A 13,808-nucleotide genomic window follows, 5' to 3' on the forward strand; every position below is an offset into this window, starting at 1 on the left:
ATTTTAGCTTTTAATAAAATTAAGGTTTTTTTGCTCCCTCATTTGTAAACAGTTCAGGTATACGTAATACATCAACAGATAAAAATACGCCGGTTCCCTTAGGCAATTGATCATCAAACTGACCTGGAAGAGTTCTCATTATCCACATGGGTGATTGTCCGTTACCACTAACCAGCATCGGTGTTGGTGGTAAAGGTTCATTGATGTATCCCTGCAGGTTGATAATGCCACTGGCAAATTTTAGTTTAATGGAACCACCCGTCATATCAAAACCGCCTTTTGACGAATATTCACTGCTTAACCCTAATGTAAGATCAAGTTTTGGTATAAAACTCCATTTATCATGTAACATTTCCAGATAAGGCTTAAATTCAAATTCTGTATCAAATGACAGCGGTGTTTTACCATCGCTTAGTTTATATTTAAACGATGATAAAGGAAAATAATCATGGTAAGGGATCAGTGAAAGTGGCAGAGCTATATTTTTGTCATTGAGCAATTTTATAGTATCGGTTCTAAATCTTTGATCGGTAGCAAACACAGAACCTAATATTCCCAGGGAGCCCAGGCCGAAACCAATAATGCTGGCTTTGAGTTCTGTAGGCTGCTTATCCCAAACTTGCTTTTTTAATGCGTCTGTTTGTTCTTTCTGCCATTCTTCAAATCCGGGTTTATCATCTAGCTGTTCTTTAACAACTCCTGCCCCTTCGGTAAGTGTTTTTGATGGATCGTCTTGCCTTTGAACCAGATTACTGGAGGGTTTAAAAAATGTATTATTATTTGGAGCAGGATCGGCCGTGCGCATAACCCTATCAGCCATTGTATCAGCTTCCTGCTCGTAAACGTCATTGGGCTGATTGATGGTAAGTTTGGGCTGAAAGAACAGGGGCTTTGTATCCCTTGATCTCACTGGCATTTCCGGCTGCTTTGTGTCTTTTACTGCTTTCAAGTTATTCTATATTACTTTAAAATTTGTTTAATTGATGGCCTGGTAACCCATCCTGTAAAGCCCCCGCCTTCTTTTATAAGATCAGCTTTTGTTTTTTTATCCTTGTCATCTAAATCTTTATTATAATAGAAAACCAATCTATCTAAAATGGTATCCTCATCATAGATTCCGATTCCAAACCCCCTGAATTTTCCGTCGCCATAGTATATTACATTCTCACCTTGCCATAAGCCATTTGGATGCTTGGTTCCATAGTCGGCAAAGTTTTTAAAATAGCCATGATCACCCGGAATAAGCTCACTTATTTTTTGTTTTGTGGGTAACTCTTCAAATTTGTCCGAACCTACAAGTGACTTTAAAAGATCGGCACCCGAATTGGCAATCACCAGGCCAGCACCAGCCGGAAACATTTTGTTAAATTTATCCTTGCCTAAGGCCTGTAGCAAAGCATAATATTCTACCGCGACAGACAATGTGAGGCATTCAAGCTCAGTACCCGCGTTAGGCCTAAACATATCTTCTATTGCGTCTGATGAATTTTTCCCTGCGGGGAACGGTACTTTCGCAGTAAAATGATAATCCTCCGTTTTATCCCAGTATAACGGATTCAAAGTGCCACCGGGATGACCTTTTGTTGGATAGTGACAACAATTAATACTTTTATCGTTGGCGATGTCCATGCCCTTTATGGCATTGCTCCTGATACGGATCTCGGTTCGGTAAGCTTCCCAATCTTTAAAATCATATTCTGGACTGGCACCATTGTTATGCCAATCCAATACAATTTCTAATCCCTTATCTCCAAATGTATCTTTTACTATTTTTTTGTATTGATCATCAACCGTCATTACCGTGTTACCGATCATTATTTTTCGCTGCACTGATGGAAGCGCTTTTTCTTGTTGCACTACATGGGTTAATTCATGTGCTAATAACTTTTTGCCGCTGTCGGTTTCAGGCGAATATTGCCCCGAGTTAAAAACGATATTATTACCGGTAGTATAGGCTAATGCGTTGATTGATTGAGCAGATTTTGCCGCTATCGCACCGGCATGGATACGTACGTTTGAGAAATCATGACCAAAACGTGGCTCAAAAAAACGGCGGCTTCCCTCTGGTAACGCTTGGCCTGATGAACCTAATGAACCCACATAATTGTCCAACTCATTCGCCCCTTGCACATCCGCACCCAAACTCTCCTTGCGATGCAGTTTTTCTTCATCTTCACAATGCTGGCATTTGCGTTGTATGCCATCGTCAACAGGTTTAAAAAAGCCGTTTTCATTGTGAGCAGGAATAGCCATCCGCATAACCCGATCGGCCATAGTATCGGCTTCCTGCTCATAAATGTCATTGGGCTGATTTACCCTGAGCTTCGGCTGAATAACGGGCTTAAAAAAAGATTCGCCAAAAAGTATCCTGTTCCCCCCCTGGCTCTGATGTTCACTTGATATGGGTTGATTCTTTTGCACGTCTTTTTAATTTATTTATCAGTTGCTAATATTTGTTAATCTGGCTTTATATTTCTTAATGTTTCAGGATCACGGAGTAACTGCACACATACCATCCAGGGCCTGGATCATGAAATTAAGAACAGCCACATTTGTTTTTCTCGCATTTATCTCGTCAGCAACCCAATCATGGGGATCATTTATTGCTTTGTTAAGGGCTGTTGTACCAGCACCATTCGCTTGTTCCAGCTCCTTTACATGAACATGATGCACCTGCTCATGTGCAAGTGTATCCGTTTCATGGAGCTTTCCGCATTTACCCGGAACCGGTTTCACCTTTATATCACCAGATGTTGGATCTGTAGTTCCTGCTGTTTTTGTTTTAACTCCTATTTTTTTCAATTCAGATAATACACATGCTTCCACTGTTTTCCCGTCAACCACTCCTGGTTGTGTTTCGCATTTTTCATAAAATGGAATAAAAAACTGAGTACCAGCAATAGCTCTTTTTAATTCTTGCTGACAGCCGCAATGCGAAGTATTGATGTCTGTTGGTTTAAAAACCTGAAAACCATTTTTTACTTTTTGTTCTGTCTCAGTTTGCTTTTCTGCCTGTAATTCTTCCAGAATGATCATCATAGTTACCGGGCCTACTTTTCCGTCTTGGGCAACTCCCTGCTTAAACTGAAATTCAGCAACAGCCAACACAAATTCCTCATCAATAACAGTTGAATCATTGGTTCCTATAACATCTCTGACCTGTTTAACAGCCTCTTTGGTACCAAATACACTTTTATTAACTCTTATAGCATCCTTAATATCTACCTTGGATAAAATTCGTTTAGTTACACCTGCGGCGGCACCCTGAGGCTCAATGGCAAGCTCTCTTTGAACAATAGTATTGTTTTTGACCGCATTTTGCTGCACCACATGAGTAAGTTCATGCGCCATCAGTTTTTTCCCGCTGTCGTTTTCTGGTGCGTATTGCCCGCTGTTAAATACGATATTATTCCCCGTAGTATAGGCCAACGCGTTAATAGACTGTGCTGATTTTGCTGCTACTGAATCTGCATGGATACGCACATTTGAAAAATCGTGTCCTAACCGGGGTTCGAAAAAACTCCGGCTGCTCTCGGGTAACGCTTGCCCCGATGAACCTAATGACCCTATATAACTATCTAATTCATGACTACCCTGTACCTCTGCACCTGAATTTTCTTTGCGATGTACTGTTTTTTCCTCTTCCTCACAATGCTGACATTTGCGCTGTATACCGGTAAGCGCGGATTTAAAAAAAGCGTTTTCATTTTGAGGCATACCGGTCATCCGCATAACCCGGTCAGCCATGTTATCAGCTTCCTGCTCGTAAACGTCATTGGGCTGATTTACCGTGAGCTTTGGCTGAAAAAATAGCGGTTTAGAAGCCGTGTGATTTTCAGGCTTACCGACAGGGTTGATATGTTGGTGCGAGTTCAATGTTAAGTATTTAATTAAGTTCTAAAGTATATGTCCCCTTTACGCTTGGCACGCTGATACCTGTAGTTTCTGACCTGGCTTCGAGCCTGATAAAAGGGCCGGCAGATACTGCAGATAAAGCAACACCATAGTCTCCGCCTTTACCAGGATCGCCTATGATCTGGCGTGATGCCCCGGCTTTATATTCGCCGCCTTGTTCCTTAGCTGTAAAAACATGTAAGCGGGTATGATCTGGTAAAAAGTCAATATGCATGTCCAAACCAATTCTGGCTTTATCCCCATTGCCAATTTTTATGGAATCAGGTGTAACGAATTGTTTCTTTTCGCTAGCAGGAACCGCTTCATCATCCATCTTTTTACGTGCATCCATGCACATTTTCATATCTGTCCCTGCAACTGTACACACATCAAGGTTATTGGGATGAGGGGCGTTATCCATAATAGAAGTAGGGTCATTATACCCGGCTGGTTTCGATAGTTCCTTCCTGAACCAGTATAATCTATCCTCAAGCACCATGTTGTCGTTACGTGCTTGATAGTCAATGTAGTTATACCGGTCTACTTCATATGCCATCATGTGGTGCAATTCATGAGCAAAGCCTTTAGGGGCACCGCCAGACCAGTTAGTTGCGTCTTCCCATTTTTCTGGATTTACTCCTGCTTTAAATGTATCCGGACCGGCTACGTCAACAAATGTGAGCGAAACGATATAGCCTTTTGTGGATGCCGCTTTTTCAATCCCATCCTTCATTTGTTTAATTTTATTCACCTCATCCATTGTGCCCGTACCCGTAGGCGTTAGCATTACTTCTGCCTTTATTACAATATCTGTAGGCGATCTGCGGTCAATATAATAAGCGCCACCTCCCCATTTGCCAACAACCCGTTCAAAAGCCCCGGCCCTGGCGGGATCTTTCGCGGTATTTTCCTCCATATCTTTATTTTTTGCCTCTTCTGGTTTAGCCACCCTAACAGCTTCGTCTGCAACCGCTGTATCGGTTTTTGCATTTGTTATAGTGGTAATTTGGGCAGGTGTTTGGGTCACCGTTTTAAAAAGTAATTGGAACTGCGTTAAATAGTACGAATTCTGTTCGGCAATAGGTTTTTTCTTTATTTCAGTAATAATTTCCTCTGCAAGTTTTCTCTTAGCAGCATCCAGAGCTTTATAAGCCGCTTCTGCCTTGATATCTTTAATCAATTTATCACGGTCAATTATTGCCTGTGCATCCCCTTTACCCGGGGCACGCTGAATTAACTTGGGCTGTATACCCTTGCCTTGCTGTACTACGTGGGTTAGTTCATGCGCCATTAATCGTTTGCCGCTATCACTTTCGGGCGAAAACTGCCCGCTGTTAAAAACAATATTATTGCCTGTGGTATAAGCCAAAGCGTTAATGGATTGCGCCGATTTTGCGGCTACAGAATCAGTATGGATGCGTACACCCGAAAAATCTTGCCCAAAACGTGGCTCAAAAAACTGACGGCTGCTTTCAGAAAGAGGCTGTCCTGACGCACCAAGTGAGCCCACATAGTTATCCAATGCATGGCTGCCCTGTGTTGCTGCATCTGAATTTTCTTTACGGTGCAGTTTTTCTTCATCTTCACAATGCTGGCACTTGCGTTGGATGTTATCAGAAACCGGCTTAAAAAAGCTATTTTCGTTATGAGCCGGGGTGGTCATACGCATAACCTTATCAGCCATGCTATCAGCCTCCTGTTCGTAAATATCATTAGGCTGATTTACCGTAAGCTTAGGCTGAATCAAAGGACCAAAAAACGGTGCATTCCCCTTTCTTTCTCTACTTGAACAAGTGGGTTCGGCATTTATCCGCCTGGTTTGTATAGTATCAGTTACATTCATTGGTTATAGGTTTAAAAAAAATTAAAACACCATCCATTTTGCATCTTTTTTACCGGTCGCTTTTTCAATTTCGGGTTTTGTCATTTTGTCAATTGCGGCTGCAAACATCACATAATGCCCTCTTTTTACTTCGTTTCCCATAGACATGATGCCTGACGAATTTTGTATAAGTAGTTCGTTGGCTGCAACTTCGTCAACTACATCCTTAACCCCGTCATAATGGGTTGGATCATCGCCGAAATATTTAATTTTTGAACCATGGATTTCAGGTTTCTCATCAACATATTCATCGCCTAACCCAATCATATGCCCAAATTCATGTGCGGCTACATTCTGATTAGTTGTTTTTGCTTTTGGACTATTTGATAAAAACACGCCTACATTTACTCTCCTGAATTTTGCATCTTCAGTAGCCCCTTCTTCCCCTGCGGTTTTGTAAAAAGAAAGACACAGATGATCAAGCGTGCCTAGCTCTTTTTCTACTGCTCTTATTCTTTTTTCGCTTAATTTCTTGTTATAAGCTGCATAGCCTTCTGAGCTTGCACGGCCCACGTAACTCAATGTGTATTGACATTCTTCTGGATTATCTGTGGCAGGTATGGCTTGTATAAAGCTCTTTATTTTTTCAATATCTTCTTTACAATCGGCATTGATTACATCGTTATCAAAATCAAAATTACCTACCTGCTGAATAAAATCAGCTTCATCTAATTTTTTATTCTCTTCTGTTGTTGGATCACGCAGATCTAATTTTGCGGTATGTGTGGTTTCTGAACCCTCTTTTTTATTAGCAGACGTTACTCTTGAACGATATCTTTTTTTGGTATCGCCAGGTTTTACCACATCAATAACTGTATTGGCATCTTTTGCATTGGCCTTTACTTGTGCTGTAACATCCACCTCGCACATATAGGAGGCGAAACCGGGCTCAGCAAGAGCAAGAAGATGTTGTTTACTCCATTTATCGTGTATGCTTTTCACAAAATCAGTCTCAAAAGTTGATTGCTCACTTTTTGTAACGGTTGCGGGATAATTCATATGTACACCATGCGATATAAAAAGCGTTCCTGTGCTTGGCACAGGTCCTGCTACATCATATTTGGCATTGAAAGTGGGAAAGTTTTCGTTGAAATTGTTGACTGTGAATTCTGGTGGACCCGGTGCTGGTTGCTTTTGAATAATAGTAGCGGGAACCTTACGTTGAACAGTTGTTTGCGTCGGTTTAAAAAAAGTGTTTTCATTATGAGTTCCACCAGGCATCCGCATAACATGATCAGCCATGTTATCAGCCTCCTGCTCGTAAATATCATTGGGTTGATTTACTGTAAGCTTTGGCTGAAAAAATAGCGGTTTAGAAGCTGATGAATTCAACTGGTTTTCAGATTTGGTTATATGATTTATTAAGTTCAATTTATAAATTTTAATGATACTACGTTATGGCCTAAAGAGTTTAAAATCGAAAAGCTCGCCTGCTATGTCCCTTGAATTATCTCCGTGTATATTTGCGTTAGGAAAAACATCCTCGCTCGAATTTGCTGTTTGAATTATCTTCGGAGAATTGTATGCACCGGTAATGAGATTTGCCAGGTTCATTTCTTTTTCCCTCTGGTCCGTGCCTTTCACGTCATCATAAATTCCCTGTGCATTAAGTGGTGCTTTTATTCCTGCGTGTACAAAACCAAAACGCGTTTGCCAGTCAGCTCCGCGATTGGCCATCATCCGGTCTAATAATATCCTGATTTCTTTAGCTGCAGCTTCAATGGCGTATTGTGGTATTTGCAAGCGCCTGTTAATTGCCATTCTTTTATCTTTGTCTGCATCTTCCATCCATCTGGCTGCATAACGGCTTAGTCCTGGACGTACCGCATTGGTAACCATCTGTTTATACGCCTCTTTACCTTCCTGTTCGGTAATATCATCAAACAGGTTATCATTTTTAACAGTATCAATCTGGATCTGAGCGATACCTAATGAACCTTTTGTTACGCCAAGTTCAGACTGCAATATATCTTTATAATCAATATCTGCCAGTTCATTTAAAATTACAAGAGCCAAAAGTTGAACCGGAACCACATTATTATTTGCACTTTCCTTAAGCTGACTTTCGTAAGCGCCCAGCTTTTCGATGTACCATTTTTTCCGGTCATCCGCAGACATATTAAATAACTTCTGTATGTCCATACCTTTTAGGGATTTCATTGGTAGATTTGTTTTGGGAGTTTTAGTTTCCCCCAGCGTAGGCTCTTGCGGAACACGGCGAATTGTTCCTATTTCTGTTAAATTCTGGTTTTTCTGTTGCACCACATGGGTAAGCTCATGGGCCATCAACCGTTTTCCACCATCACTTTCGGGCGAGTACTGGCCGCTGTTAAACACAATATTGTTGCCGGTGGTATAAGCCAGGGCATTGATAGACTGTGCCGATTTTGCAGCGACGGAATCTGTATGTAATCGAACATTTGAAAAATCCTGGCCAAAGCGCGGTTCAAAAAATTGGCGGCTACTTTGGGGTAAAGCTTGACCGGATGATCCCAATGATCCAACATAATTATCCAGTTGATAGCTGCCTTCTACCTTGTCGGCAGAAGTTTCTTTACGATGAAGTTTCTCCTCATCCTCACAATGTTGGCACTTACGCTGGATGTTATCCCCAACCGGTTTAAAAAAAGTATTTTCATTATGATCTGGTATAGCCATGCGCATAACCCGGTCAGCCATGGCATCAGCTTCCTGCTCGTAAACATCATTTGGTTGGTTTACAGTAAGCTTAGGCTGAAAGAATGATTTGGATAGAGATAATGAATCCTTTATTCTTTCTTGTTTCCGGATATGTTCTGCTGATTTCAATGGGTATAATAATTTTTATTATGGTTTATATAAGCCTTTTTTTGGATTCCAAAATGTTGCTTTCGGTGCAGTCAGGTCCAGTTTACCTACTTGATTTTGACAGGCTTCAGAACAGTCCACATATTCATCTTTAGCTAAACTCCTCCCTAACTCCTGGTTGTTTACATCCTGGGTATAACTATCATGGGGTGCCCGGCCAATTTTCCGCTCAATTTCCCGCCCATACTCCCGGCCCCGGCCGGCCATGTATGCTGCCGTGCCACCACATCTCTTTTTGGCACAGCACGCTGCATAACAATGCCCATAGGCATCCCAAACATTGTTCGAAACGTCGGCATGAGTTTGCTCATAGTACCACTCACTGAAATCGTCTGTGGCTGTTTTCATTAAAGATTTGCATGGTTTTAAACAATTATATTTCCAATAAGCATAAGCCCCTCCAAGGGCAGCACCTGCAGCAACTGGGACCCATGGGAAGGTTTTAACTTCGGCGCCTTTGCCTTGCTGTACTACATGAGTTAACTCATGAGCGATTAGTTTTTTACCGCTGCTGCTTTCCGGAGCATATTGACCGGTATTGAAAACGATGTTATTACTGGTAGTATAAGCTAATGCATTAATGGATTGTGCCGATTTTTCTGCTTCTGAACCGGTATGGATACGTACATTGGAAAAATCCCGCCCAAAACGAGGTTCAAAAAACTGGCGACTGCTTTCGGACAAAGCATGCCCAGAGGAACCTAATGATCCTACGTAATTATCCAGTTGGTAACCACCTTGCACTTCGCCACCGGAGGTTTCCTTACGGTGTATTTTCTCCTCCTCTTCACAATGCTGGCACTTCCGCTGAATACTATTCGCAGCCGGCTTAAAAAAAGCATTTTCATTTATTGCAGGCATGCGCATTACCTTATCCGCCATAGCATCAGCCTCCTGCTCGTAAATATCATTAGGTTGGTTTACGGTAAGCTTAGGTTGAAAGAAGGACGAAGCAGCCAGGGATATATCACGATGCGAATTGCGTTTTACTGGCTCAATATTTTGTTTTTCTTTTGACATATAAACCTATTCTGATAGTTCCCGTTTATTTAAAAATTCAATTATTAGTTGTGCATCCTTTAAAAATAAGGTACTCCATATATATTATAAATACTTCTTGTCATACTGCTTTCCACTTCGGCTGCTTGTTGGATCACGGAATCTACAATTGGGGTAGCTACATGCTCTCCAACCTCGTGGCCAACAGCATGACCCGCGGCTCCACCGATCGCTCCAAATAGTAGTCCACCAAGAAATCCACCAACCACACAAACGGCATCAACCGGACCTGTAGGCGAGCATAGAATCGCACCTGCTGCCGCCCCGCCAAGAGCAGAACCTAAAATACCTCCGGTCCATGAACCAGCCTCTTCGGTAATTACGGTTGTAGTATGTCCTGTGCCTACTGATGAAGCTATTCTATCGGTTGTTTGATAAATGCCGTATACCAGCATTATTCCACCAGCACCTCTTATTACAAACATTCCAGCTGATCCACCGGGAGTTACCCGGATACGGAGACGTTGTGCCCCGGGTGGCAATGCCCCATCACGCATTGCCTCTGTCATTAACCTGCCGCGCCCAGCAAATGCAGGATCAACAGCTCCATCTGGACCGGTTCCGCTCATTACATCTACTCCGCTTGGGGTCGTAGGTCTTCCTCCAATAGCCGCCTCGACTTCGGCCCTTGGCACCGTAATACAATTATTAGTACACATTGGGGCTCGTCCACGAGAGAGTAATTCTGCATTGAGATCGCCCTCCGTGGCACCAACAGGACCTAATATGGGATCCGCCGCGCCAGTTGCACGTGGTGGACTGTAGGTATAAGTTCCACCATGTTCGGTACTTCTTAAACGTTCGGCAAACGCCAGACCTTGCTCTGGTGTTTGGGGAGTAAAAATGTAATATTGGTCTCCGGCCATCATCGGGAACCAGGCATCATTTGCAAAACTACCGGGTACACCCTCGTGAAGTCTGACCGTAAAATTGTGACCAACTATTGGCGCATATTCGCCCATATAATAACCAAGGTTTCCCCTATATCCCCTTATTGTTGGTGATGAAAATAATCCCTCCGGGTTCGACCACACCGAGGTATGACTGCCCCCCCACAATATGCCTGTAGTATTTCTGGGAATGAAAGACCATGGAGTAGGTGAAAAATGGCTTGCCCCTGCTACTGCCGGTCCCGCAACCGAAGATAGCAGATTACCTAACGGCACCATTATCCCTTCAGGCACACTATCAATTGAACGCCCCGTCATTTGTGTAAACTCTTCTGGGGTTAACTGGCTTGCATTGAAATGTATATTTGTGCCATCACCTGAAGCTGATGGTGTATGCGTGCAATTGATGGCAACTGATGTTTGCCCGGCAAAGAATGTATTAGGGCTTGGTTGACCAGGACCTATCGCGTAGCCGAAATCAAACTGTGTGCCGGGCCCAACAGCACCCAGATCAAAATCAACTCTGGCAGGTGATAGCCTTACGGTTGCATTGTATTGGCCATCTGTTACGTTACAATGGTCAAGATTGTAAGAGGTAACCGCTCCATCATGCGAAAATTTGATTTGATTATCGCCGCAATTTACCTCTACATTATCTACGGTTCTTTGTATCATTCGCGAAACATTGCTTTCCCCTTGCTGTATGGTGTGGGTGAGCTCATGAGCTATTAGTCTTTTACCACTTTCACTTTCGGGAGAATATTGCCCACTATTAAAAACAATATTATTACCTGTAGTGTATGCCAGCGCGTTGATGGATTGCGAGGATTTTGCGGCTACAGAATCAGTATGAATACGCACGTTTGAAAAATCATGGCCAAAACGCGGCTCGAAGAAACCAAGACTACTTTCTGATAAGGCCTGACCAGATGAGCTTAATGAGCTTATATAACTGTCAAGTTCTATACTTCCATTCACGCCGGTACCGGAGCTTTCTTTACGCTGAAGCTTTTCCTCTTCTTCACACTGCTGACATTTGCGCTGAATAGTTGTTGGGGCGGGTTTGAAAAAAGAGGATTCATTTGATGATGGGATACTCATGCGCATAATCTGATCGGCCATAGAGTCTGCTTCCTGTTCGTACCTGTCACCAGGCTCATTTACCTGTAATTTAGGCTGTGCCAGATGCCCAGGAAAAAAAGGAGCATTATTTTTTGCCTTTACGGTATTTTCAGGTTGTGATTGCTTAGCTGCTAACATAACTTTTGCTTTAATACCAATCCACGTTTAATATTTCCTGCATCCATGGTAGACGTATGGTTGAATACCCCCATGGCAATTTCCCTAACAATACATCAATAGTTCTTTGTTCAACCGTTAATAACCATCCATTCTCTTTTTTGGTTAGTGTTCCATCGCGTTCAAAAAAGGCATTGCGTAAGCCTTTAACCGATGTGTTTTTTAGCGGTGACCAATGATCTATAATGGCTTCCAATAATCTTTTTGATTCTGCTTTTTCTTTTTTTGTTAAAATAATGACTGCTGGCAGCGTTTCCTGAATAGGATAACCACATAAAATTTTAGAAAGCGTTAAATCAAATTCGGCAGCCTTAATCTTCCCTGTTGCCAGATAATGAAGCAATAGTACCGCCCGCTGATGAGTTGTGTCATCTATGAACTTTCCATCAGCTAATAATCCAAGATCATTAAAATAAGGGGATAAAAAATAATGAAGTATTACGATCCCGCTGTTTTTTATGTACAGTGTTTCTGCTTCTATAATTCCTGTATGTTTTTTATTATTGGGTAAAAATTGCCCTGTATTATTCTCCTTCTTGTTTTTATTAAACCTTTCCGCCTGGATCTCCCGCTGTCTTGATAATATTTCAACTTGATTATCAGAATGATGAATTTTGTGATTTTCGTGTTCCTCTTTGATCTTTTCTTCCCTTACATTCTTTTGCCCTTTATCCTTATGTGTCTTTTCTTCCCTTACATTCCTTTGTCCAGTATCTTTATGTGTCTTTTCTTTGCAGATATCGTTTGGCTTATTCGTAATATCATGGGTATCATCTGTTTCAACCTTGTGTGTTTTTTTACCTTTATTAATATTTATAGAATCTATATTTTTAGCTCTGTTTGTTTCACTATTATTTTCTGACTTATTTGTGGTTATCTCTTCTTCTTCATTGTAAGTGCTACTTTCTTCAGTATTGCCCTTCAACTTGTCGGTGATTATTTCTTTCTTCTTATTGTAAGTATTGTTTACTTCAGTTTCTCTATGCTTACTCGTAACCATATGATCATCCATATCCTGTCTAAAACCCTCCTCCGATATTAAAAGCGATTTGAGATCCTGAAATGCTTGCTTTACAATGTTTGTTTTGAGCGACTGCTTTATTCTATTCTCCATTGATGTGGTTATCTCATGGCTTGAGATATTGAAGTGGTTTGCTAACAGACTTAATGACTGTAATATCAATTCCTTATCTTTTGTAACTGATAAAGCAATTTTGTTTTCTAAAACATGAGGGCTTAATAAGGCATGGAAAATGTACTTCCATATTTCATTACGAACTGGTAAATGTTTCTTTGTACAGTTAGTTATAAAGATTTCCAGATCCCTGTAAATGGCGTTCCAGGACTCATCTGTTGCAGGGCTTATGATTGATATGAGTTGTGTCAGGAAGACATTATCATATTGCAAAATCAGTCTTTGCAATATGATTGGCTCATCTACATAATTATCACTTAGCCAGTTAAAGAAATATGGATCTTTTTTCTCTGATAAAGCAGTTAAGATTTCATTGCTCCAGTCAGCCATGTTTTCAACAGGGCTATACCATGGTAAATAACCATTCTCCAGAAAATAGATGAAGGCTTTTATTAATGATTGCTCAGGGCGTAATACTTCTTCAGTATTTTCATCAGCCTGCTTACTTTTTTTAGATGACAGGTTTTTCCTCAGCTCTTCAATAAAGTGCGTTTTAAACTCCTGTTCAAAATTAAGCGCTTCAATTTTACCTAAATCAAGAACCAATGAATCGATGCGTATACTATCAGTAGTTGGAAATAATTCATCAAAAACAGCTTCCATGCTAGCACATAGTTCATTGCGCAGCAAGTCGCTTACACGATTTTGAAAAGCGTGTGCCTCCTCCCGTTTAGGAAGGTTTAAAGTGACTTGCTGTTTATGAACAATGTGTGATGCCATGATAGTATTACATATGAATCAG

General features: G+C 41.4%; 9 protein-coding genes. All 9 read right to left on the bottom strand.

Translation table 11 applies throughout. The annotated features are described in order from the left end of the window. Positions 1-19: 19 nt before the first annotated feature. The 9 genes from BLR84_RS17945 to BLR84_RS17985 all read right to left on the bottom strand — a co-directional run bounded on the left by BLR84_RS17945 (position 20) and on the right by BLR84_RS17985 (position 13,786). A complete protein-coding gene (locus BLR84_RS17945) occupies positions 20-916 on the bottom strand; it encodes a hypothetical protein (protein ID WP_176852095.1) in 897 nt (298 codons plus the stop codon). A 44-nt stretch (positions 917-960) separates the two neighbouring features. Next, the gene (locus BLR84_RS17950) at positions 961-2,421 is read right to left on the bottom strand and encodes an eCIS core domain-containing protein (RefSeq protein ID WP_090470856.1); all 1,461 of its coding nucleotides are present in this window, start codon (positions 2,419-2,421) and stop codon (positions 961-963) included. Positions 2,422-2,490: 69 nt separating this feature from the next. Continuing rightward, positions 2,491-3,876 (bottom strand): eCIS core domain-containing protein, encoded by a 1,386-nt coding sequence (locus tag BLR84_RS17955; RefSeq protein WP_090470858.1) that lies wholly within the window; start codon positions 3,874-3,876, stop codon positions 2,491-2,493. Between the two features lie 10 nt (positions 3,877-3,886). Then, entirely contained in the window at positions 3,887-5,737 is a 1,851-nt protein-coding gene (locus BLR84_RS17960) for an eCIS core domain-containing protein (RefSeq protein ID WP_143013933.1), read from the bottom strand. 21 nt (positions 5,738-5,758) lie between these two features. Beyond that, the gene (locus tag BLR84_RS17965) at positions 5,759-7,108 is read right to left on the bottom strand and encodes an OmpA family protein (protein WP_143013934.1); all 1,350 of its coding nucleotides are present in this window, start codon (positions 7,106-7,108) and stop codon (positions 5,759-5,761) included. A 63-nt stretch (positions 7,109-7,171) separates the two neighbouring features. Continuing rightward, the gene (locus BLR84_RS17970) at positions 7,172-8,584 is read right to left on the bottom strand and encodes an eCIS core domain-containing protein (protein ID WP_143013935.1); all 1,413 of its coding nucleotides are present in this window, start codon (positions 8,582-8,584) and stop codon (positions 7,172-7,174) included. A gap of 18 nt (positions 8,585-8,602) precedes the next feature. Continuing rightward, on the bottom strand, positions 8,603-9,643 hold the full coding sequence (locus BLR84_RS17975; protein WP_090470862.1) for an eCIS core domain-containing protein: 1,041 nt from the start codon (positions 9,641-9,643) through the stop codon (positions 8,603-8,605). 59 nt (positions 9,644-9,702) lie between these two features. Further along, positions 9,703-11,832 (bottom strand): eCIS core domain-containing protein, encoded by a 2,130-nt coding sequence (locus BLR84_RS17980; protein WP_090470864.1) that lies wholly within the window; start codon positions 11,830-11,832, stop codon positions 9,703-9,705. 10 nt (positions 11,833-11,842) lie between these two features. After that, entirely contained in the window at positions 11,843-13,786 is a 1,944-nt protein-coding gene (locus tag BLR84_RS17985) for a contractile injection system tape measure protein (protein WP_090470866.1), read from the bottom strand. Between the last annotated feature and the right edge of the window lie 22 nt (positions 13,787-13,808).

This window comes from Mucilaginibacter sp. OK268 (assembly GCF_900103125.1).
In the GTDB taxonomy this organism is placed as follows: domain Bacteria; phylum Bacteroidota; class Bacteroidia; order Sphingobacteriales; family Sphingobacteriaceae; genus Mucilaginibacter.